Raw genomic sequence first — 22,031 nt, forward strand, 5'->3', positions numbered from 1 at the left:
TCATCTAGCGATTTAGGACAATCGGATAGGAGCACTGGCAGATAAGGTAAAGAGGGAGCAAAATGTTCGTTGAAAAAAAGTTAGGAGATGGCCGGAGTTGGATTAATATTGATTCTGACTTGATTGCGGAAACCTCCCAGTTGTACCAAAAGTATGGTATTGATCAAGAAACCATTGAATATGCATTGGATAAAAACGAACGTGCCCACATGGATTACAACCGTGAGAATGGGACCGTGACTTTTATCTATAATGTCTTGGACATGGAAAAGGAAAAGGAATATTATGAAACCATTCCGATGACCTTCATTGTCCAGGGACCACGTCTTGTGACTATTAGTAACCGAGACAACGCCTATATTATTGCACAAATGGAACGCTATGTCGATAATCACGAGAGTTTATCGACCTTTAAGCTTTTATTTGCAGGGCTTGAGATGATTAGTAATGCTTATTATCCGATTATTGAGCGTCTAGATAAGCACAAGGATGAAATCACTCGTCTCTTACGAAAAACAACAACTAGTAAAAACCTTTATGCTCTTTCTGACGTGGAAACAGGTATGGTCTATCTGGCATCCGCTGCCAAGCAAAATCGCATGCTCTTGGAACATATCAAGGCTCACCTAATCTACCGCCAATTTGATGATGTCGAAAAAGAACAGTTTGATGATGCCATGATCGAGGCCAGACAGTTGGTCTATATGACGGAGTTGAACTGTCAAGTCTTGCAACAGTTGTCTAGCTCCTACAATAACATCCTAAACAACAACCTGAATGACAATTTGACAACTTTGACTATCTTGGAAGCTCTGTTAGCAGTCTTAGCAGTTGTCACTGGTTTCTTTGGAATGAACGTTCCATTGCCGTTTACTGACGATCCTAATGCATGGCTGTATATCTCCATAGCAAGCTTTGTACTCTGGATCATCTTGTCTCGTATTTTGCGCTGGATTGCCCATAAACGATAAAAAAGAGAGGTAGGGAAGAAATTCCTTACCTCTTTCGTATCTTGGCTATTTCAGAAAATTCTTCATTTTTAACTCTGCCTCCCCTAAGAAGAAGAGGCAGTTTTGATACAAGTGATCGACTGTACATAATCTTCTTGGAAATAGTAGGAGTAGATTTAAAAGTACTGAGTGGATTATAAACAATTTATAATTGGATTGAATCGTTGAATCAGTTAAATGAATGAAGCATTTTAATTATACTGAAATATCCTAAATACTAAATTTATTATACATACTTTTATTTTAAAAATCAAGAAAACAATCCAAAAATAAAAGTGGATCTTTTGTGAGAAAAATTTTTATAAAGCCTATTGTGACGCTGGTTTTCTAAGATGGTTCAAAGTAAAAAAGAGACTTCACAGTCTTTTATATTATTGCAAATTAAAAAAGAAATGAAAAAGGAGGCATACTAATGAATCAAAGGTGAAAAAAAACTTATTTGAAAGGGGTAACACAATAAAAACCTTTTAACTTGTTTCGTTTTACTATCTTTTAACCCAGGTCTATGGTATACTAGATAAGTTGCAAAGAAAGCAGTACTTTTCTTTCGTGGAAAAGAAGCAACACGATCTTTCATAAAAGTTATGAAAGTACGTCATGACAAGAAAAGTATAAACTAAGCGCTATAGGATGGCTTCGCACCATCTTTAGAAAGAAGAATAACGTGAAATTTAATGAATTTAATCTTTCTGCTGATTTGTTAGCAGAAATTGAAAAAGCAGGATTTGTAGAAGCAAGTCCTATCCAAGAGCAAACCATTCCTTTGGCTCTTGAAGGTAAAGATGTAATCGGTCAAGCACAGACTGGTACAGGGAAAACAGCAGCCTTTGGCTTGCCAACCCTTGAAAAAATTCGTACAGAAGAAGCAACTATCCAAGCTTTGGTCATCGCCCCAACTCGTGAACTGGCTGTTCAAAGCCAGGAAGAACTCTTCCGCTTTGGTCGTAGTAAGGGTGTGAAAGTCCGTTCAGTATACGGTGGTTCAAGTATTGAAAAACAAATTAAGGCACTTAAATCAGGGGCTCATATCGTTGTAGGAACACCAGGTCGTCTCCTAGACTTGATCAAACGCAAGGCCTTGAAATTACAAGATATTGAAACTCTCATCCTTGATGAAGCAGACGAAATGCTTAATATGGGATTCCTTGAAGACATCGAAGCAATCATCTCACGTGTCCCAGAAAATCGTCAGACTCTACTCTTTTCAGCAACCATGCCTGATGCCATCAAACGGATCGGTGTTCAATTCATGAAAGAACCCGAGCATGTCAAGATTGCTGCCAAAGAATTAACAACAGAACTAGTAGACCAGTACTACATCCGTGTTAAAGAACAAGAAAAATTTGACACCATGACACGTCTTATGGATGTTGATCAACCTGAATTGTCAATCGTTTTTGGTCGTACGAAACGTCGTGTGGATGAGTTAACTCGTGGACTGAAGATCCGTGGTTTCCGTGCAGAAGGGATTCATGGAGATTTGGACCAAAACAAACGTCTTCGTGTCCTTCGTGATTTTAAAAATGGAAACCTCGATGTCCTCGTTGCAACAGACGTTGCTGCTCGTGGTTTGGATATCTCAGGTGTGACCCATGTCTACAACTACGATATTCCGCAAGACCCTGAGAGTTATGTTCACCGTATTGGTCGTACAGGGCGTGCAGGTAAGTCAGGACAATCGATTACCTTCGTTTCACCTAATGAAATGGGTTATCTCCAAATCATTGAGAACTTGACTAAGAAACGCATGAAAGGTCTCAAACCTGCAAGTGCAGAAGAAGCCTTCCAAGCTAAGAAGCAAGTAGCTCTTAAGAAAATCGAACGTGATTTTGCTAATGAGGAGATTCGTAGCAACTTTGAGAAGTTTGGCAAGGATGCTCGTCAATTGGCCTCAGAATTCAGTCCTGAAGAATTGGCTATGTACATCCTTAGCTTGACGGTTCAGGATCCAGACAGTCTTCCAGAAGTTGAAATTGCACGTGAAAAACCATTGCCATTTAAACCATCTGGTGGTGGATTTGGCGGAAAAGGCAAATCTGGTCGTGGTGGCCGTCGTGGGGATGACCGTCGAGACCGTGATCGCCGTGGCAATGGTCGTCGTGATGACTATCGTAAAGGTGGACGCTCAAAGGATCGATTTGATAAAGAGAAGCGTTACCGCAAGGATCATAAAAAACCTCGCAATACTTCAAGTGAGAAGAAAACAGGCTTTGTGATTCGGAACAAAGGGGATAAATAAAAAATACAAGGGTAAACACATGTTTACCCTTGTATATTTATAAGGAGACCGAAATTCGTAAACAAAACGTTTGCTATCATCTCGTGACAGCGCTATCAATTCTGTTAACATATTAAGAATACAACTTTTTATTTGTCCTGTCAACAGATTTGCTAAAAAAAATTTACTTTTTTTAAAAATGTGAACAAAAAGTAAATTTTTTCTACAAAAATGATCAACAAAATAAGTGGTTAATATAGAAAAATTAGAGTGAAATGTTTGTTTCTTATTGAAAATGTTTACTATTATAGTATAATGAAAGTAGAAATAGGAAAGTAGGACATCATATGAAAGAGAGTAGACACGTAGCAATCTTACAAGAGTTGGATAAAAATGAAGTGGTCTCTGTTAAGGATCTGAGCGATCTCTTAGGTGTCACCGATATGACAATTCGACGGGATTTGATAGACTTAGAAGAACAAGGCCTATTGGTCCGTGTTCATGGAGGGGCCCATCGAAAAATCAAAGATAGTCTGACAGAAGTTTCCCATACAGAAAAGAACATGTTGAACGTGGAAGAGAAAAGGGAGATTGCTCAAAAATGTGCGGCTTTGATTGATGAAGGCGATACAATTTTTATTGGAGCAGGGACAACTACAGATTTTATTGGCGATTATCTTGATGGGAAACATGTTAGTATTGTCACCAATTCCTTGCCTATTTTTGAAAAATTAAAAGACCAGCCTAATTGTGACATCATTTTAGTTGGCGGACGCTATAGGGGTAAGACACAGACCTTTGTAGGACAGTTTGCCAATAAGCTCTTAAAGGAAATAAAAGTTTCGAAAGCCTTTATCGGGGTAAACGGGATTGATGGTCATACAGCCATGACCGCAAACGAAGAAGAGGGAAATGGCAATAAAATTATTCTCAACAATGCCATTGAAAAGTATGTAGTCGCAGATAACAGTAAGTTTGATAGCTATTCTTTCTATGCTTTTTACCGTTTGGATGATTTAAATGCAGTGATTACAGATCATTCTATTTCTAAAAAGGTGCGTGAGAAATACAATTCTTATACAAAAATTTTGTAAAAATTCGCAAAGAAACAGCTAAAAGACCAGGATCAAGCAGATTCTGGCCTTTTTCATATCCTTTAATAGGGGAAGGGCTATAAATAAATCTATAAAAAATAAACAAAAAAGAACAAAAAATTACATATTGTAATTGACAGCGCATTCATATAGTGATATACTTATCGTGTAAATTAAAAAAGGTAAAAAGTGGAAGGGGTGAAAAGATGGGATTAAATCAACTGTTTAATCGGGAATTAGTCTTTTGCCTAGATGTTGCAGATCAAGAAGAATTGTTTGACCAGATTGCAACTTTATTGGAAGAACGTCAGATTGTGACAGATTCTTATCGAGCTGCATTGAAAGAAAGAGAGAAATCGTTCCCTACAGGTTTAGATATGGAATTTCTAGGAAAGGATTTGCCGAATGTGGCCATTCCTCATACGGATATCATCCATAACCTGACAGAGAATATTGTAGTCGTTCGATTAAAAAATCCGGTAACCTTCCACAATATGATCGCGCCTGATAAGGAAGTAGATGTTTCGCTTTTATTCTTCATCATTAACAATTCTAGTTCTAGCCAAACAAACATTTTGGCTCATTTGATGGATTTCTTTACGACAAACGGAAATCTTGAAAACATGTCGAAATTGGAAAATGAAGAAGACTTATATCGCTATATCACCGAAGCGATTGCATAATAGTAACAACAAAAAATATTTATAATGGAGGTCATTCAAATGATTAAAATTTTAGCTGCCTGTGGTGCAGGGGTTAACTCAAGCCACCAAATTAAAAGCGCTCTAGAAGAAGAGCTTTCAAACCGTGGATATGATGTACAATGTGATGCGGTGATGGTAAAAGATGTCAATGAAGACTTGATTAAAGGGTATGACATTTTTACTCCAATTGCTGCAACAGATCTTGGCTTTGAGCCAGGTATTCCAGTAGTTGAAGCTGGTCCAATCTTGTTCCGTATTCCTGCGATGAGTGCTCCGGTATATGATAACATCGAAGCAGCCATCAAAGAACATGGTTTAAGCTAATTTGTTCACTGTTAGTTGTAAGTAGTTTTTCACTTTTGAAAACTGCTAGTATTTTTATTCATTTTATAAAAAAAAATATAAATCGGGAGGATTTATTATGGACGGCATTATTAAATTGGCCAATGAGTTCTTTACGCCAATTCTTGCTATGGGTGGCCCAATCATCATGATGATTATCTTGACTCTTTTGGCCCTATTATTTGGAGTGAAATTCTCTAAAGCGCTTGAAGGTGGTATTAAACTTGCCATCGCTCTTACTGGTATCGGTGCTATCATCGGTATGTTGAATGGAGCTTTCTCTGCTTCTCTTGCAAAATTCGTTGAGAATACAGGTATCCAATTGACCATTACTGACGTTGGTTGGGCTCCACTTGCAACGATTACATGGGGTTCTGCTTGGACACTCTACTTCTTGCTTGTTATGCTGATTGTTAACATCGTGATGTTGTTAATGAAGAAAACTGATACACTTGATGTGGACATCTTCGATATCTGGCATTTGTCTATCACTGGTCTTTTGATCAAATGGTATGCGGATAAAAATGGAGTTAGCGCAGGAGTTTCTCTCTTCGTTGCAACTCTAGCAGTAGTCCTTGTAGGGATTATGAAGATCATCAACTCAGACTTGATGAAACCAACATTCGATGACCTGTTGAATGCGCCAAGTTCATCACCAATGACATCAACTCACATGAACTACATGATGAACCCAATCATCATGGTATTGGATAAGATTTTTGATAAAATCTTGCCAGGTCTTGATAAATACGACTTTGACGCAGCTAAATTGAATAAGAAAATTGGTTTCTGGGGATCTAAATTCTTTATCGGTTTCCTTCTTGGTATCGTCATCGGTATCATGGGAACTCCGCAACCAGTTGCTGACGTAGCTGATGCTAAAACTTGGGAATTGGTTATTAAAGGTTGGTTGAGCCTTGGTTTGACTGCCGGTGTCTGCTTGGAATTGTTCTCATTGATTGGTTCTTGGTTTATCGCAGCGGTAGAACCATTGTCACAAGGTATTACAAACGTTGCTACTAAACGTCTTCAAGGACGTAAATTCAACATTGGTTTGGACTGGCCATTTATCGCTGGTCGTGCTGAAATCTGGGCTTGTGCTAACGTACTTGCACCAATCATGTTGATCGAAGCAGTGCTTCTTTCTAAAGTAGGAAACGGTATCTTGCCTCTTGCAGGAATCATCGCTATGGGTGTGACTCCAGCCTTGTTGGTTGTGACACGTGGTAAATTAATCCGTATGATCGTCTTTGGAACTCTCTTGTTGCCACTGTTCCTTCTTTCAGGAACTCTTATTGCACCATTCGCGACTGAATTGGCGAAAAGTGTAAATGCCTTCCCAGAAGGTGTTAGCCAAACTCAATTGATTACTCACTCAACTCTTGAAGGACCAGTTGAAAAACTTCTTGGTTGGACTATTGGTAATGCAACAACAGGAGACATCAAAGCTATTATTGGAGTTGTTGCCTTCTTAGCATTCTACGTTGGAATCTTTGCATGGTACAGAAAACAAATGATCAAACGTAACGAAGAATACGCAGCAAAAGCAAAATAATCCACTCCTAAATATGTAACTTGATAAAACTAGGGTATCAATTTCCAGATATGGAGGGATAGCCTAGTTTTTTCTCTAAAATAACATGGTAAGGAGAGAAGTATGAGGATAGCTTTAAAAAATAATGACCTGGAAGTTTGTTTCAAGGAGTTAGGCGGTGAGCTGGCCTCTATCAAGGATCAGGATGGTATCGAATATCTTTGGCAGGGTGATGATCAGTATTGGAGTGGCCAAGCCCCAGTGCTCTTTCCCATCTGCGGGTCGGTTCGAAATGATATGACCCTTTATCGTCCTCAAGGGGTTGGGAGGATTCCCCGTCACGGGCTCGTTCGCAAGAAAAACTTCGAGCTAATAGAGCAAACAGAAGATCGGGTAACTTTTGGGATAGAGGATACGGAAGAAACGTATCAGCAATATCCCTATCATTTCAGATTAGAAATTTCCTATCGATTAATTGGAAAAAAAGTGACCGTAACCTATCGAGTTCACCATCTTGGTGAAGAAGGCGTCATGCCGTTTTTCGTTGGTGGCCATCCAGGATTTAATTGTCCTTTACTGTCGGATGAAAGTTTTGAAGATTACTACCTAGAATTTGAACAAGAAGAAACCTGTAGTATTCCAAAATCCTATCCGGAGACAGGCTTGTTAAATGTCTTTGATCGGACGCCTTTCTTACAGCAAGAAAAAATCTTGAATCTCAATTACGATCTCTTCCAAAAGGATGCCATTACCTTAGATTGTTTACAATCAAGAAGGGTGACACTCCGTTCTAGAAAGCACGATAAGGGAATCAGTGTTCATTTTCCAGATTTTTCAAACTTGATTATCTGGACAACACCAAATAAAGGACCATTTATCGCTTTAGAGCCGTGGTCTGGTTTATCTACTTCGCTTGAAGAGAGTGATTATTTGGAATATAAAAAGCAAGTTCGTCTCTTGCCAGCAGGTCAAACAGCTGAACTTGGTTTTGAAATTGAAATCTTATAGGAAACAATGACAGTATAGAATGCAGAAGTTAGATCAAGGCCTTTGTATTTAATCGGAAAACATTTATAAAAGGAGTATGATATGTCAGTTATTATTGGTGCGGATGCAGCAGGTATCCGCTTAAAAGAAGTAGTCAAAGAATATTTGGAAGCAGAAGGTTTCCAAGTGGTGGACGTGACAGAAGAAGGGCAAGACTTTGTCGATGTGACTTTGGCTGTTGCAAAAGAAGTGAAACAAGCAGAAGACAATCTTGGGATTGTCATTGACGCATACGGAGCAGGTCCATTCATGGTCGCAACTAAAATTAAAGGAATGGTTGCAGCAGAAGTTTCAGATGAGCGTTCTGCTTACATGACTCGTGGGCACAACAATTCTCGCATGATCACCATGGGTGCTCAAATCGTGGGTGACCAATTGGCGAAAAATATTGCCAAAGGATTTGTAAATGGTAAGTATGACGGTGGTCGCCACCAAATCCGTGTTGATATGCTCAACAAGATGTGCTAAAGGGAGGAGTAAAAGAATGAAAATTGCAATTGGATGTGATCATATTGTCACAAATGAAAAAATGGCTGTTTCTGAATTTTTGAAATCAAAAGGCTATGAGGTTCTTGACTTTGGAACCTATGACCACGCGCGCACCCACTACCCAATTTTTGGGAAAAAAGTCGGAGAGGCAGTAGCTAGTGGCCAAGCAGATCTTGGAGTATGTATCTGTGGGACTGGCGTTGGGATTAACAATGCGGTTAACAAGGTCCCTGGAATCCGTTCAGCCTTGGTTCGCGATATGACAACTGCTCTTTATGCCAAAGAAGAACTCAATGCCAACGTCATTGGTTTCGGTGGGAAAGTAACTGGTGAGTTGCTCATGTGCGATATCATTGAAGCCTTTATCCATGCGGAATACAAACCAAGTGAAGAAAACAAGAAATTGATCGCCAAGATCCAACATTTGGAAACCCATAATGATCACCAGGAGGATGCAGACTTCTTTACAGAATTCCTTGAAAAATGGGATCGTGGTGAATATCACGACTAAGAGGTGGGATTATGATCTTAACTGTCACCTTGAATCCGTCCATTGATATTTCTTATCCCTTGGAAGAATTGAAGTTGGATACCGTTAACCGTGTGTCGGAAGTTTCTAAAACAGCAGGTGGTAAAGGCTTGAATGTCACCCGTGTCTTAGCTGAGAGCGGTGAAACAGTTGGAGCAACAGGTTTTGTTGGGGGGACCAATGGTCAATTCATCAAGACCCATCTTCCACGAGATGTCCAATCTTTCTTTTATGATATTCTGGGTGATACACGAAACTGTATCGCCATCTTACATGAAGGAAATCAAACAGAAATCTTAGAAGCGGGTCCAGAAATACTCCGGACGGAAGCCTTGGGATTTCTTCATCATTTCAAACTTCTCATGCCGACATCAGATGTGATTGCCATTTCGGGTAGTCTACCTGTAGGTCTACCAGTAGACTATTATGCGAGTTTAATTGAGATTGCAAGAGAAGCAGAACGTAAAGTAGTGCTGGATTCGTCTGGTAAATCTTTAGAAGCTGTCCTTCACTCCAAGTTCAAACCAACGGTTATCAAGCCCAATCGCGAAGAACTCTCTCAACTATTGGGACGTGATGTTTCTGCTGATTTTGAGGATTTGAAAGAAGTCCTGAAAGATTCGCTATTTGAAGGGATTGAATGGATCATTGTATCCTTAGGTGGAGATGGAGCCTTTGCCAAACATGGTGATGTCTTCTATAAGGTGGACATTCCAAAAATTGAAGTCGTCAATCCGGTAGGATCTGGTGATTCAACGGTGGCCGGTATTTCTGCTGGTCTCAGTAGCGGGAAGGATGACGCGGCTCTTTTGACCCATGCCATGGTCCTGGGGATGCTAAATGCCCAAGAAAAGATGACTGGACATGTCAATATGGCCCACTATGATGATTTGTATCAACAGATAAATGTAAAAGAGGTATAAGATGGTATTAACAGAACAAAAACGCAACTATTTAGAAAAATTGAGCACCAAAGAGGGTGTGATCTCAGCCTTGGCTTTTGACCAACGTGGTGCCTTGAAACGCCTCATGGCTCAATACCAAGACACAGAACCAACCGTGGCTCAAATGGAAGAGTTGAAGGTCCTAGTGGCTGAAGAATTAACACCATTCGCATCTTCTATGCTCTTGGACCCTGAGTATGGACTTCCAGCGACTAAGGTTTTGGATGCAGAAGCAGGGCTCTTGTTGGCTTATGAAAAAACAGGCTACGACACTTCTAGCACCAAGCGTCTGCCAGACTGCCTCAACCTTTGGTCAGCAAAACGCATCAAAGAACAGGGTGCAGATGCAGTGAAATTCTTGCTCTACTATGATGTGGATAGTGCAGAAGAACTCAACCAAGAAAAACAAGCCTACATCGAACGCATCGGTTCAGAATGTGTGGCAGAAGAAATTCCATTCTTCCTTGAAATCTTGGCTTACGATGAAACAATCGCTGATGCAGGTTCTGTAGAATACGCTAAAGTGAAACCTCGCAAAGTCATCGAAGCCATGAAAGTCTTCTCAGACCCACGTTTCAACATCGATGTTTTGAAGGTAGAAGTGCCAGTCAACGTCAAATACGTAGAAGGATTTGGCGATGGAGAAATCGTTCATAGTCGTGAAGAAGCTGCAGCCTTCTTTAAAGAACAAGAAGAAGCAACCAACCTTCCATACATTTACTTGAGTGCAGGTGTCTCTGCCAAACTCTTCCAAGAAACTCTAGTCTTTGCGCATGAAGCAGGCGCAAACTTCAACGGGGTTCTTTGCGGACGTGCAACTTGGGCTGGATCTGTAGAAGCCTACATCAAGAATGGGGAAGAGGCGGCTCGTGAATGGTTGCGTACCGAAGGTCGTCGCAACATTGAAGAACTTAACCAAGTCTTGGACCAAGTCGCAACTTCTTGGAAAGAGCGTATTTAATTTCTTTGTTCCTAACGTATAAAATAGCCTTTCTAGTTCATCTTGAAGGGCTATTTTAATTATGAGGTTTACTTAGTTTGGTGAGTGACAGCTTTTACTTTTTAACAGATGGTCATGATTGGCTCTAGAATAAAGAAGTATAATACGTCATACAAGGATTTCATAAAATCAAATATGTGTTCACTCGATCCATCAATTCGATATCCTATCAAATTGATAATCAAATCGTAATGATTTTGTAGATATTTATGTGAATTTTTCACATTTTTTCGATTATTTAAATGTTTTGATGTATAATAGTACTATATCAATGAAGGAATTAAGATATGGAAAACATTGTATACAGAGAAGCGAAAACGAACGAGTACAAAATAATAGGAAAAATTTGTGCTGATGCTTTTATGAATTATCCATTTTTAACCGTCATTAAAGAAGATTTAAAAAAGCCTGAATACTATCCAGCCTTTATTGAACTCTTACATACCTTGTTAGTCAAGCTGTACATCAAAGGGGAAACTTGCTTAGTTGCTGAACGAGACGGGGAGATCATAGCGGTGGGGCTGTTGCAACAAAAAGATTTCTCGATGGTCTCTTACTTACTAAATGGAATTCTCAAGTTGTTCCGATATATTCGTCCTAGTAAATTAATGAAATATCTGGACTTAGTAGAGCGTTCGGAGCAACATTTGAAAAAATCCGGAAACTTTGACTGGTATTTAATGATGTTTGCTGTGAGCCCAACTGTTCAGGGACAAGGTGTTGGCAGTCATTTCCTCCAAAACGGGATTGAACCTTACGTAAAGGCCAAAGGTTGTAAGCGTCTAGGCTTGATTACTAGTACTCAGCAAAATGTCTTTTTCTATGAGAAAAATGAATTCGTCCTATTAGATTCTATGGTTCTCGACTATGGAAAGCAGTCTGTTGGGAATTGGGCTTTTTTAAAGACTATTGATGACGAATCCTAGATTTTTTAAAAAAAGGAGCTCTTGGGAGCTCCTTTTTTTCTGACATTTAGACTGTTGACTCAGGTCCTATCATTTGAATTTTGCTTCTTTTTACGTTGCTTGATATAGGTTAGCTTTTCTTCTCTTGTCTTACGTTTAAACAGGGCTTCAGCTGACATAGCAGCTCTTTTATCTGGAAAAGACTCCTGGTAGATTAAAGTTACTGGAAGTCTGGGACGTGTATATTTAGCTCCTTTTCCTGCATTATGAGCTTTGATGCGACGCTCGATATCGGTCGTGTAGCCAGTATAGAGGGTTCCATCCGCACACTGGACAACATACATATAGGCTTTAGTTTCCATAATAAATCTCATGAATTTCCGGCGTATAGCTTCCATCCTCCTCATGGATAAACAATGGGGGAAGAATCTTTAAACCATCCCGCGATCCATCTTTAATAGCCTCAATGAGGAGCATGTTGGCATCTTTATGGACCTTGGGATAGACAAATTGAATCCGTTTGGGAGCCAGATTGAAGCGTTTCATGGTTTCAATGATATCTAAGAAGCGATCCGGACGATGCACCATGACGAGTCGACCATTGGATTTGAGGGTCCGTTGGGCCACTTGACAAATTTGGTCCAGATTGGTGGTAATCTCATGACGGGCTAGCAAATAATGAGGGCTCTCATTTAAATTGGAATGCTCGTCCACTTTAAAGTAGGGAGGATTACATAGGATAATGTCAATCTTACTACCTGGGAAATGGTGAGGCAAGTTTTTTAGATCATCTGTAATCATGGTCATACGGTCAGACAGTCCGTTTAATTGGATAGAACGTTCCGCCATATCCGCTAGTCTTTCCTGTATTTCTACTCCAACGATGGTTGCTTTCGTGCGCGTGCTAGCAAAGAGTCCGACAGCGCCATTGCCGGCACAAAGATCAACAATCAGACCGCGATTGGGCAGTTTAGGAAAGCGCGACAGGAGGACACTATCAATAGAATAGCTAAAAACCTCTCTGTTCTGAATAATTTTCACATCACTAGAAAATAATTGGTTGATGCGTTCACCGTCTTTTAATTCGATATCGTTCATGGCTCTATTATAGCATGAAAAGAGGACGGGGAAAAGCTAGGAAAGGGATAATAAAAAAATAAGAGAGTGGGACAGAAATTGGTAATTCGTTAGAATTCGATTTCGTCGTCCCACCTCCGCACAGTTGAGTAGGGCTGTAAAAGCTGATGAAATCAGCCTAGTAGAGCCCACTCAACCACTGCGTCTTGCTCGACAATCCAAAGACAATTGAGAGGCTAGGACTTTTGTCCCAGCCTCTTATCCAAGAGTTGTTTAATTAAACTCATATTTTTGATAAATAGTCGCCAAGATGAAGATCCCTGTAAAGAGGGACATCAAGGCAAGGTAGACTGGGAAGGTCACAGCTGTCAATGTTCCAATTTCAATCAGACCTTTCAAGTAAAAGGCAGAAAGGTAGAAACCACAGACAGAGAAGATGATTAAGAGTCCTCGCCAGATATTGAGTGGTAAGCAAGCCCGAATAACAGACAAGAAACCAATAGATCCTAATAAGTAGTAGGAAAGGGTAGACATATCAAGACTTGACCAGCCATGATGAGCTCCCCATAAACGAACAAACAGGACGCTAAAGACAACCATCAAGGCATTTGGCAAGGCCAGATGCAAGGAACGTTTGAGGAAGTGTTTTTCCACTGGCTTAATATTTCGTTCAAAGGTCAAGACAAATGGTGGGAATCCTTCGACAAACTGATCGATTAGCGTAATCTGAATTGGAATAAATGGGAAAATCAACAAGTAGTTCACATCAAAGAACAGGGCACTTGCGATACAGATAATGGCCAGGATAAAGGAGTAAATGGTCTTAATAAAGAAGATAGGTGCGATTCGGCCAATATTATTAACGACCCGACGACCTTCAAAGAGAATTTCTGGAACATCATTGAAGTCTGAGTTTAACAAGACCAGATTGGCAATTTGACGTGTTGCAGGATCTCCTTCGGCCATCACGATGGAGCAGTCAGCTTCTCGTAAGGCTAGGATATCATTGACCCCATCTCCTGTCATAGCAGTGGTACGACCAGCGGCCTTGAGGGTTTGAATCAAGAGTTTCTTTTGGTGAGGAGATACCCGACCGAAAATAGCAGTATTCTCCGCTAGATCAACTAGCTCAGCATCATCGATTTTTGAACAGTCCACATAATTATCGTAGCTATCAAAACCGGCTTCTTTGGCAATATAGGAAACGGTAACAGGATTATCTCCTGAAATGATTTTTAAATCCACATCTTGTGAGCGAAGATAATCTAAGGTTTCAGCAGCCCCTTTACGGATTGGATCTAAGATTTCAATCACAGCGATAGCTTCTACATCACTTGGTAAAGTCAAATCATGCATATCAATGACTTCAACACTACGAGCTAAAATCAAAACCCGTGATCCATGGGCTTGGGCTTCCAATACTGCTGGAGGATTTTCTTTGAGAAGCATCTCTGGGGCACCCAAATAAATCGTTCCCAAGTTAGACAGGGTCATAGCTCCCCATTTTCGATCGCTTGAAAAAGGAATGATAGATTCTGCTGTATAGGCATGTTCTAGCTCCCCATATGCCTTACGGATAGCTTGGGCAGTCGGGTTGTTATCCTCAGAATTTTGCATATATGCAGCGAGAATGACTTCGATGGTTTCTTCAGAAAAGTGTTCAGACAGGGAGTGAATGCCTTTGACGGTCATTTTTCCTTGGGTGATGGTTCCCGTCTTATCCAAACAAAGAGTATCCACACGAGCTAGTGTTTCGACTGAATACATCTCTTGAACCAAGACCTTGCGCATCCCTAATTTGATCACGGCTGTTAAGAGAGAGGTCACTGTCAGAAGGGCAATCCCTTTTGGCAACATGCCCAGGAGGGCAGTAGAAGAAGTCACCACAGAATCTTTCATTGGAAGCAGCTTGATCAAAAAGGCTTCACAGAAGAGGGCGATTCCAAATGGGATAATAATCTTACCAGTGAAACTAGAAATTTTTGCGAGATTATAGAGAATGCGGGAATTGATGGGTTTGAGAGTTTTTACTTCGACCATCAATTTATTAGCATAGTTGTTGGCCCCCACACGATTGACACGAGCGTAGACTTGGCCACTTACTAAGAAGCTTCCGGATAGAAGTTCATCTCCCTCTCCCTTGAGCACCAAGTCACTTTCTCCTGTCAGCATAGCTTCGTTGGCTTCTGCAATCCCGATTTGAACGATGGCGTCACTCGGAATTTGGTCACCTGCCGAAAGCTTAATCACATCGCCAAGGACAATTTCCTCTGGATCAATGCTTACTTCTTCCCCTGCTCGGATAACAGTAACGAGCTCCTTACTCATCAAATTCAATTTATCAATCATCCGTTTAGCGCGGAGCTCTGTGGCAATTCCGGATAAGGCATTAAAGCAGATGACTGCAAAAAAGACTAGGTTACTCCAGGCTTGTACCGCAACCAAAGCGAGAGCAATCACAAAGTTCAGAGCATTAAACAAGGTGAAGACGTTACGCTTGATGATTTGCCAGGTACTGGTGCTGGTATTCGCTTTAAATTCGTTGGTTTGGCCGCGCTGTATTTTTTTGCGGACCTCTTCATGGGTTAATCCCTTTAATTCATTCATTTCCATAGAAACATGATATCATTTTTTTAAGAAAAAGACTAGATGCAGTCAATCTGTTGAGACTTCAACCTTTTGAAAAGATTTGCGGGGAACAAAAGGATAAGGTATAATAATTAGATAAGAGAACTATCAAAGGAGAAAGCATGTTTTATACCTATTTACGTGGGTTGGTGACCTTTATTTTATGGGTTATGAATGGAAATGCTCATTATCATCATAAGGAACTGATCCCAAGTCAAGAAGAAAATTATATTCTTGTCGCTCCTCACCGGACTTGGTGGGACCCTGTCTATATGGCCTTTGCGACCAAGCCTAAGCAATTTATCTTTATGGCCAAGAAAGAACTCTTTACCAATCGGATTTTTGGTTGGTGGATTCGTATGTGCGGTGCTTTCCCAATTGACCGTGAAAATCCAGGTGCCGCTGCCATTAAATATCCGGTGAATATGCTCAAAAAAAGCAAGCGTTCCTTGATTATGTTTCCAAGTGGAAGCCGCCATTCTCAGGATGTTAAGGGTGGAGTTGCCGTGATTGCCAAAATGGCTAAGGTTCGTATTATGCCTGTAACTTATACTGGTCCAATGACCTTGAAAGGACTAGCTAGCTGTGAACGGATTGATATGAACTTTGGGCACCCTATTGATATCTCTGATATTGCAAAAATGAATGATGAGGGAGTAGAAGAAGTTGCAAGACGTATCCAGGCTGAGTTTGATCGCTTAGATGCGGAATCTCAAGCACTCCGCAATGACCGGAAACCTTTTATCCTCATCCGTTTCTTGAAGTTTTTACTGTTGCCATTTGTCTTGGTTGTCGCTTTAGCGACCCTCTTATTTAGTTATATCGCAAGTTTCGTTTGGGATCCAGATAAGCATCGGAAAGACTAGACAGCTCTCTAGATAAAAAGAATGTCAAAAATCATGTGATTTTTGACATTCTTTTTTTATTTGTTTGATTTTTTACGAATAATAAAAATAAAAGGGGTATTTATGGAAACATGGATTGAGAAGATCAAGGAATATAAACTGTTTTTAGGCTTGGTTGCTGTGGGGCTAGTCATGGGAGGAGTGTTTCTCTTTTGGCCTAAACCAGCGCAACAAGCACCGGAAACTGCCATTTCTCAGTTAGAAATGGTGGACCGGGAGACTTCTTCCATGGAAGATACAAGCCTCTCTTCCAGCTCTCAGCAGAGGAGTGAGGAAAAGACCGAGTCCACGCAAGCGAAAATCATGGTGGATGTGAAGGGTGCTGTCAGACAGGCGGGAGTCTACGAGCTTCCAGTGGGGAGTCGGGTCTATGATGCAGTGCAAAAAGCAGGAGGGATGACAGACGAGGCCAATAGCCAATCTGTCAATTTAGCTCAAAAACTAGAGGATGAGTCTATCGTCTATGTTGCTAAGAATGGAGAAGAAGTAGCACCTGTTACGTCTCCTTCTGCCGGGACGACAGGTGGTGAAAACCAGCAAAAGGATGGAAAGGTTAATCTCAATACAGCCACAGAAGCAGAATTACAGACTATTTCTGGGATTGGTCAAAAACGAGCCCAGGATATCATTGCTTATCGAGAGGAAAAAGGAAAGTTTCAATCTGTTGATGAATTGAAAAATGTTTCTGGGATTGGCCAAAAGACACTAGAAAAGTTAAAAGAGCATGTTACAGTGGATTAGAAGTCTCAATATTCACCCATTTCATCTGGCTCTTCCCGTCATGGCTCTTTATTATTGGATGTATACGGGTCACTTGCTCGCTCCAATCTTCCTTCTGGCCTTCTTCATCTTGTTTAGTAGACGCTACAAGGGCAAACAATTTCTAATCCTAGTAGGGCTTCTCTTGCTTGCTACACTTTGTTTTGCTTTTCGAATCGAACAAGGGAAGAAAGAAGCGCGGAATCAAGAGGTTCCAAGGGTTATTCAGCTCTTACCGGATACTATCAAGGTGAATGGAGATGCCTTATCCTTTCGTGCTCAGTCAGGTAGTCGTACTTTTCAGGTTTTCTATCAGATTCAGACACAGGAAGAGCAAGCCTATTTTAAACACTTGAATCATGGGCTAGAATTAAGAATAAAAGGAGAATTAGAGACCCCGACAAAACAGCGGAATTTTATGGGCTTTGATTACCAGGCTTATCTGAAAATACAAGGAATCTATCATCTTTTGAAAATCAGCCAGATCCTTGAAAAGAGACCGGCTGAGCCTAGAGATGTAATAGGCCTTCTGTCTAGTTGGAGGCGGAAGGCCCTTGTATGGGTTCACCAGCATTTCCCCCAGCCCATGAGTCACTATATGACGGGCTTGCTTTTTGGTTTTTTAGATGTGGAGTTCGAAGAAATGAGTCAGCTGTATTCGAACTTGGGGATTATCCATCTGTTCGCCTTATCGGGCATGCAGGTTGCCTTCTTCTTAGATGCTTTTCGACGATTCTTTCTCCGCTTGGGATTGGAGCAGGAAAAAGTTACAACCCTCCTCTATCCGTTTTCGCTTCTTTATGCTGGGATGACGGGATTTTCGGTTTCGGTCGTTCGAAGCCTCATACAGAAGCTTCTAGCCCAGCAAGGTCTCAAAGGAATGGAGAATATGGGGATGACCCTCCTCTTGTTGCTCCTTTTTCTGCCTTCTTCATTATTGACTGCTGGAGGTCTCTTATCTTGTGCCTACGCGTTTATATTGACACTAACTTCTTCCGAGGAGGAGAAGTCGGGAATCCAAAAAGTCGTCAAGGAGAGTCTGGTGTTAACACTAGGGGTTCTTCCTTTTTTGATTTATTTCTTTGGAGAATACCAACCCTGGTCTCTTCCTCTAACCTTTGTCTTTTCTCTCTTGTTTGATGTTCTTTTGTTACCAGGACTGAGTGTGGTCTTTCTCCTCTCATTTCTATACCCATTGACCTTTTGGAATCCCTTCTTCATCTGGATGGAAAAAAGTATGGAGTATATTGCAAGTGTTACTAGTCAATCCTTGATTTTTGGACAGCCAAGCATTTATTTCTTCCTCTTGTTGCTATTCTTATTGGCTTGCCTCTATGAAATGCGAAAGATTAAGAAATGGAGATACCTGTTTCTACTCTTAGTATGCTTCGTATTTACTCTTGTGAAGCATCCTTTAGAAAATGAGATTACCGTCATTGATATTGGTCAAGGTGATAGTATTTTGCTACGTGATTGGCGAGGAAAAACGATCCTAATTGACACAGGTGGAAAAGTGGACTTTGGCCAAAAGGAAGCATGGAGGCATCGGAGGTCTACTAGCAATGCAGAGCGGACCTTGCTTCCCTATCTCAAGAGTAGGGGGATTGACCAGATTGATCATATGGTTCTTACGCATACTGACACAGATCATATGGGAGACTTGGAAGTCCTTGCGACTAGGGTTAGGATTAAGGAAATCAACATTTCCAAGGGAAGTTTAAAAAAAGACTCCTTTGTCCGTTTGCTCAAACGGTTAAACCTGCCAGTAAAAACGCTAGAGGCTGGTGATCAACTGTCGATCTTTGATGGGAGTGCAGAAGTTCTCTATCCGGTAGAAATAGGAGATGGGAGTAATAACGATTCCCTTGTTCTCTATGGCCGGTTTTATGGTTGGTCCTTCCTTTTTACAGGTGATTTAGAAGAAGAGGGGGAAAAGACCCTGTTAGCCCGCTATCCTCAACTGCGCGTGGATATATTAAAAGCAGGTCACCATGGTTCTAAGGGTTCTTCTCACCCAGCCTTCTTAAAGCAAATCCAAGCAAAAATTGCCTTGATATCCGCGGGAGAAAAAAATCGTTACCAGCATCCACATCAGGAAACCTTGGAGCGTTTTAAAGAGTTACAGATAGCTGTTTTTCGTACAGATCAGCAAGGAGCGATTCGTTTTAGAGGGTGGAATCAGTGGAATATTGAAACCGTTCGATAAGAGCTGTTTGATTTCTAGCTTAAAAATTGCTATGATAAAGTCAAGGAAATGAGGTTACAAGTATGAAATCATTACAGTTGTTCTGGATGCAATATGCTGATTTTTCAAGAAAATCAGATAGAAAAGAATTTTGGATAAGTCAAGTCTGGCATTTATTGTTTACAAGTCCTTTTTGGATTTACCAATTGGTCTTATTCTTTTCAAATTCGAAATCAGAGGAAGAGGTGATTCCCTTGACCGGGATGGGCGTTTCAGGTTGGTTAAGCATCTTTTTTCTCTTCTATCTCTATCTTATTTTTGTTCCTCAACAAGCAGTAGTCGTTCGGCGATTGAGAGATGCGGGTCTTCATTGGGCTTTGATTTTCCTATTTCTAGGTCCTATCTTGATCTATCTTTTATCTCCTATTTCAATTTTTCTAGTCTTATCTCTTGCAGGCTTGCTATGCTTGGCTTGTCTCTTGGTCCTTCCAAGTGCTAGACTTGCACAACCGGATCAGAATGCTTTTCAAGGAATTGCTTCGACGAGTCCCGAGTTCTCTTCGCCAAGTATCCCTTCCCATTTGATGGATCCCAACAGTTTTTCAGCTATTCCCCAGATTGTTTCGGCTCCCCCAACTCCACTAGAGAAAGCGCCACTTGAAAAGAAAATGGAATCGGAACAGACTCAGCATCATTTTAGAGAGTGGAATGAGGTACCTTCAGAACATGCAGGCTATACAAACAATTAAAAAAATCAGTGCTGAGAAGCTTCCTCCTATCCTGGTTCTTTCAGGAGACGACATCGGTCAGTTTGAGTGGATAAAAGAGCAACTTTTAAAGAAGGTAGGCTACGATTCATCTGATTTGAACTATTCCTATTTTGACATGAAGGAAACAGCTTATTCAGAAGTTGAGCTTGACTTGGTCAGCCTCCCATTTTTTGCGGATGAAAAAATAGTGATTTTGGATCATTTTGTCGATGTGACGACCGCGAAAAAAAGATACCTGACGGATGATGAATTGCAGTCCTTTGAAGGTTACTTATCGGCGCCTTTAGAAACGACTCGCTTAATTGTTTTTGCGGAAGGAAAACTGGATAGCAAGCGAAGGATTGTCAAACTTTTAAAACGGGATGCCCAGGTGCTGGAGGTAACTGAATTAAAGGAACAGGAGTTACGTGCCCATTTTACGGAAGAGATTAAGTCTCTAGGGCTAGCGATTGATTCACCAGCATTCGAACAACTTTTGATCAAATCTGGCTTTGATTTTAGTGAGATACAGAAAAACTTGGAGTTTCTTAAAACGTACAAGGGAGCTTCGAGCATCACCATCTCAGATATTGAAGAGGCTATTCCGAAGACCCTACAGGATAATCTGTTTGATCTGATCCAGATGATTCTAAAGAAACAAATTGATCCCGCCCGTAGTTTGGTCAAGGACCTGCGGTTACAAGGCGAAGATGAAATCAAACTCTTGGCCATTTTATTGAGTCAGTTCCGCGTCTACACACAGGTCAAACTGTTGAAGCAAGAGGGACCAACAGAATCCCAAATCGTTTCAGACCTATCAGAGTTGACCGGCCGAAAAGTGAACCCCTACCAAGTCAAATTTGCCCTAAGGGATAGTAGAGGAATTTCTCTTTCTTATTTGGAGCAGGCTATTTGTCTTTTGATTGATACCGATTTTCAAATGAAATCGGGAACTTATGAGAAAGATTATCTATTTGATTTAGCTTTACTAAAGCTGGCTAATCCATCGGTGTAAGCAGAATAGTTGAATAAATTAGATGATTGCGTTATCATTTTTATATACATAAAGAAAAAGAGGTATTTTCCATGGCAATTATTTTACCAGACCTTCCATACGCATACGATGCATTGGAACCATATATTGATGCTGAAACAATGCACTTGCACCATGACAAACACCATCAAACTTACGTAAACAATGCGAATGCAGCTCTTGAAAAACACCCTGAAATTGGTGAAGACCTTGAAGCTTTGTTGGCAGATGTAGAATCTATCCCAGCTGATATCCGTCAAGCGCTTATCAACAACGGTGGTGGACACTTGAACCACGCTCTTTTCTGGGAATTGATGACTCCTGAAAAGACAGCTCCTTCAGCAGAACTTGCAGCAGCAATCGATGAAGCTTTCGGTTCTTTCGAAGAATTCCAAGCAGCCTTCACTGCGGCGGCTACAACACGCTTTGGTTCTGGATGGGCATGGTTGGTTGTTAACCAAGAAGGGAAGCTTGAAGTTACTTCAACAGCAAACCAAGACACACCAATCTCAGAAGGGAAGAAACCAATCTTGGGCTTGGATGTTTGGGAACATGCCTACTACGTGAAATACCGCAATGTACGTCCTGATTACATCAAAGCTTTCTTCTCAGTAATTAACTGGAACAAAGTTGATGAGCTTTACGCAGCAGCTAAATAAGCTTTCATAATAAAAAAGTTTGGATCAAAAGGTAGCTTAATGGAGCCTCTCGATTCAGGCTTTTTATTTTTTCAAATTGGTCGAATTAGATTCAAATGAATCTCCCATTTTGGAAGGGATATTTCTTGCGTTTATACCTGAAAATGATACACTAGAAGAGTATGTGAAAGTGAGGAGAGAGGCTTCTACATAAGGAAGAAACTCCTGTCACTTTTTCTGA

General features: G+C 40.7%; 21 protein-coding genes. 18 read left to right on the forward strand and 3 right to left on the reverse strand.

Annotated elements, in window-relative coordinates:
- Positions 1–62: 62 nt before the first annotated feature.
- The 12 genes from D8785_RS07860 (at position 63) to D8785_RS07915 (ending at position 11,837) form a co-directional block, all read left to right on the forward strand.
- Entirely contained in the window at positions 63–971 is a 909-nt protein-coding gene (locus tag D8785_RS07860) for a magnesium transporter CorA family protein (protein ID WP_117745012.1), read from the forward strand.
- Between the two features lie 703 nt (positions 972–1,674).
- Positions 1,675–3,249: a degradosome RNA helicase CshA gene (gene cshA, locus D8785_RS07865; RefSeq protein WP_125375065.1), complete on the forward strand. Its 1,575-nt coding sequence runs from the start codon at positions 1,675–1,677 to the stop codon at positions 3,247–3,249.
- A 326-nt stretch (positions 3,250–3,575) separates the two neighbouring features.
- A complete protein-coding gene (locus D8785_RS07870) occupies positions 3,576–4,322 on the forward strand; it encodes a DeoR/GlpR family DNA-binding transcription regulator (RefSeq protein WP_125375066.1) in 747 nt (248 codons plus the stop codon).
- Positions 4,323–4,528: 206 nt separating this feature from the next.
- A complete protein-coding gene (locus D8785_RS07875; RefSeq protein ID WP_125375067.1) occupies positions 4,529–5,005 on the forward strand; it encodes a PTS sugar transporter subunit IIA in 477 nt (158 codons plus the stop codon).
- Between the two features lie 39 nt (positions 5,006–5,044).
- Positions 5,045–5,350 carry a PTS sugar transporter subunit IIB gene (locus D8785_RS07880; RefSeq protein WP_000590576.1) on the forward strand — a complete coding sequence of 102 codons (306 nt, stop codon included), beginning with the start codon at positions 5,045–5,047 and terminating at the stop codon, positions 5,348–5,350.
- A 97-nt stretch (positions 5,351–5,447) separates the two neighbouring features.
- Positions 5,448–6,923: a PTS galactitol transporter subunit IIC gene (locus D8785_RS07885; protein WP_125375068.1), complete on the forward strand. Its 1,476-nt coding sequence runs from the start codon at positions 5,448–5,450 to the stop codon at positions 6,921–6,923.
- A 102-nt stretch (positions 6,924–7,025) separates the two neighbouring features.
- A complete protein-coding gene (locus D8785_RS07890) occupies positions 7,026–7,910 on the forward strand; it encodes an aldose 1-epimerase family protein (protein WP_125375069.1) in 885 nt (294 codons plus the stop codon).
- 81 nt (positions 7,911–7,991) lie between these two features.
- Entirely contained in the window at positions 7,992–8,417 is a 426-nt protein-coding gene (gene lacA, locus D8785_RS07895; RefSeq protein ID WP_023026584.1) for a galactose-6-phosphate isomerase subunit LacA, read from the forward strand.
- A 16-nt stretch (positions 8,418–8,433) separates the two neighbouring features.
- Positions 8,434–8,949, forward strand: a complete 516-nt coding sequence (gene lacB, locus D8785_RS07900) for a galactose-6-phosphate isomerase subunit LacB (RefSeq protein ID WP_023026585.1) — start codon at positions 8,434–8,436, stop codon at positions 8,947–8,949.
- An 11-nt stretch (positions 8,950–8,960) separates the two neighbouring features.
- Positions 8,961–9,890, forward strand: coding sequence for a tagatose-6-phosphate kinase (locus tag D8785_RS07905; protein WP_125375070.1), 930 nt, complete (start codon positions 8,961–8,963; stop codon positions 9,888–9,890).
- Position 9,891: 1 nt separating this feature from the next.
- Complete coding sequence (lacD, locus tag D8785_RS07910; protein WP_125375071.1) at positions 9,892–10,872, forward strand: tagatose-bisphosphate aldolase; 981 nt, start codon at positions 9,892–9,894, stop codon at positions 10,870–10,872.
- 326 nt (positions 10,873–11,198) lie between these two features.
- Positions 11,199–11,837: a GNAT family N-acetyltransferase gene (locus D8785_RS07915; RefSeq protein WP_125375072.1), complete on the forward strand. Its 639-nt coding sequence runs from the start codon at positions 11,199–11,201 to the stop codon at positions 11,835–11,837.
- 59 nt (positions 11,838–11,896) lie between these two features.
- On the opposite strand, the gene D8785_RS07920 is transcribed toward D8785_RS07915, so the two are convergent.
- From D8785_RS07920 to D8785_RS07935, 3 genes are all read right to left on the reverse strand, one after another.
- Positions 11,897–12,178, reverse strand: coding sequence for a GIY-YIG nuclease family protein (locus D8785_RS07920; RefSeq protein WP_125375073.1), 282 nt, complete (start codon positions 12,176–12,178; stop codon positions 11,897–11,899).
- Positions 12,168–12,914 (reverse strand): tRNA1(Val) (adenine(37)-N6)-methyltransferase, encoded by a 747-nt coding sequence (locus D8785_RS07925; RefSeq protein WP_125375074.1) that lies wholly within the window; start codon positions 12,912–12,914, stop codon positions 12,168–12,170. Before D8785_RS07925 ends, D8785_RS07920 begins: the two co-directional genes overlap by 11 nt.
- Before the next feature lie 252 nt (positions 12,915–13,166).
- Positions 13,167–15,506, reverse strand: coding sequence for a cation-translocating P-type ATPase (locus D8785_RS07935; protein WP_125375075.1), 2,340 nt, complete (start codon positions 15,504–15,506; stop codon positions 13,167–13,169).
- 137 nt (positions 15,507–15,643) lie between these two features.
- On the opposite strand from D8785_RS07935, the gene D8785_RS07940 reads away from it, so the two are divergent.
- The 6 genes from D8785_RS07940 (at position 15,644) to sodA (ending at position 21,811) form a co-directional block, all read left to right on the forward strand.
- Positions 15,644–16,387: a lysophospholipid acyltransferase family protein gene (locus D8785_RS07940; RefSeq protein WP_125375076.1), complete on the forward strand. Its 744-nt coding sequence runs from the start codon at positions 15,644–15,646 to the stop codon at positions 16,385–16,387.
- Positions 16,388–16,489: 102 nt separating this feature from the next.
- Positions 16,490–17,167, forward strand: a complete 678-nt coding sequence (locus D8785_RS07945) for a helix-hairpin-helix domain-containing protein (RefSeq protein ID WP_125375077.1) — start codon at positions 16,490–16,492, stop codon at positions 17,165–17,167.
- Positions 17,151–19,391, forward strand: a complete 2,241-nt coding sequence (locus D8785_RS07950) for a DNA internalization-related competence protein ComEC/Rec2 (protein WP_125375078.1) — start codon at positions 17,151–17,153, stop codon at positions 19,389–19,391. Before D8785_RS07945 ends, D8785_RS07950 begins: the two co-directional genes overlap by 17 nt.
- Before the next feature lie 62 nt (positions 19,392–19,453).
- A complete protein-coding gene (locus tag D8785_RS07955) occupies positions 19,454–20,119 on the forward strand; it encodes a DUF805 domain-containing protein (protein WP_125375079.1) in 666 nt (221 codons plus the stop codon).
- Positions 20,097–21,134 carry a DNA polymerase III subunit delta gene (holA, locus tag D8785_RS07960; protein WP_125375087.1) on the forward strand — a complete coding sequence of 346 codons (1,038 nt, stop codon included), beginning with the start codon at positions 20,097–20,099 and terminating at the stop codon, positions 21,132–21,134. Before D8785_RS07955 ends, holA begins: the two co-directional genes overlap by 23 nt.
- A 71-nt stretch (positions 21,135–21,205) precedes the next feature.
- Positions 21,206–21,811, forward strand: coding sequence for a superoxide dismutase SodA (gene sodA, locus D8785_RS07965; protein WP_125375080.1), 606 nt, complete (start codon positions 21,206–21,208; stop codon positions 21,809–21,811).
- Positions 21,812–22,031: the final 220 nt, after the last annotated feature.

The sequence above is a fragment of the Streptococcus australis genome, assembly GCF_003943615.1.
Classification (GTDB): Bacteria; Bacillota; Bacilli; order Lactobacillales; family Streptococcaceae; genus Streptococcus; species Streptococcus australis_C.

Excerpts from the sequence above, each read along its gene's own strand:
- D8785_RS07860 (WP_117745012.1), top strand. The coding sequence starts at position 63 with ATGTTCGTTGAAAAAAAGTTAGGAGATGGCCGGAGTTGGATTAATATT.
- D8785_RS07870 (WP_125375066.1), top strand. The coding sequence starts at position 3,576 with ATGAAAGAGAGTAGACACGTAGCAATCTTACAAGAGTTGGATAAAAAT.
- D8785_RS07875 (WP_125375067.1), top strand. The coding sequence starts at position 4,529 with ATGGGATTAAATCAACTGTTTAATCGGGAATTAGTCTTTTGCCTAGAT.
- D8785_RS07880 (WP_000590576.1), top strand. The coding sequence starts at position 5,045 with ATGATTAAAATTTTAGCTGCCTGTGGTGCAGGGGTTAACTCAAGCCAC.
- D8785_RS07885 (WP_125375068.1), top strand. The coding sequence starts at position 5,448 with ATGGACGGCATTATTAAATTGGCCAATGAGTTCTTTACGCCAATTCTT.
- D8785_RS07890 (WP_125375069.1), top strand. The coding sequence starts at position 7,026 with ATGAGGATAGCTTTAAAAAATAATGACCTGGAAGTTTGTTTCAAGGAG.
- lacA (WP_023026584.1), top strand. The coding sequence starts at position 7,992 with ATGTCAGTTATTATTGGTGCGGATGCAGCAGGTATCCGCTTAAAAGAA.
- lacB (WP_023026585.1), top strand. The coding sequence starts at position 8,434 with ATGAAAATTGCAATTGGATGTGATCATATTGTCACAAATGAAAAAATG.
- D8785_RS07905 (WP_125375070.1), top strand. The coding sequence starts at position 8,961 with ATGATCTTAACTGTCACCTTGAATCCGTCCATTGATATTTCTTATCCC.
- lacD (WP_125375071.1), top strand. The coding sequence starts at position 9,892 with ATGGTATTAACAGAACAAAAACGCAACTATTTAGAAAAATTGAGCACC.
- D8785_RS07915 (WP_125375072.1), top strand. The coding sequence starts at position 11,199 with ATGGAAAACATTGTATACAGAGAAGCGAAAACGAACGAGTACAAAATA.
- D8785_RS07920 (WP_125375073.1), bottom strand. The coding sequence starts at position 12,178 with ATGGAAACTAAAGCCTATATGTATGTTGTCCAGTGTGCGGATGGAACC.
- D8785_RS07925 (WP_125375074.1), bottom strand. The coding sequence starts at position 12,914 with ATGAACGATATCGAATTAAAAGACGGTGAACGCATCAACCAATTATTT.
- D8785_RS07935 (WP_125375075.1), bottom strand. The coding sequence starts at position 15,506 with ATGGAAATGAATGAATTAAAGGGATTAACCCATGAAGAGGTCCGCAAA.
- D8785_RS07940 (WP_125375076.1), top strand. The coding sequence starts at position 15,644 with ATGTTTTATACCTATTTACGTGGGTTGGTGACCTTTATTTTATGGGTT.
- D8785_RS07945 (WP_125375077.1), top strand. The coding sequence starts at position 16,490 with ATGGAAACATGGATTGAGAAGATCAAGGAATATAAACTGTTTTTAGGC.
- D8785_RS07950 (WP_125375078.1), top strand. The coding sequence starts at position 17,151 with ATGTTACAGTGGATTAGAAGTCTCAATATTCACCCATTTCATCTGGCT.
- D8785_RS07955 (WP_125375079.1), top strand. The coding sequence starts at position 19,454 with ATGAAATCATTACAGTTGTTCTGGATGCAATATGCTGATTTTTCAAGA.
- holA (WP_125375087.1), top strand. The coding sequence starts at position 20,097 with ATGCAGGCTATACAAACAATTAAAAAAATCAGTGCTGAGAAGCTTCCT.
- sodA (WP_125375080.1), top strand. The coding sequence starts at position 21,206 with ATGGCAATTATTTTACCAGACCTTCCATACGCATACGATGCATTGGAA.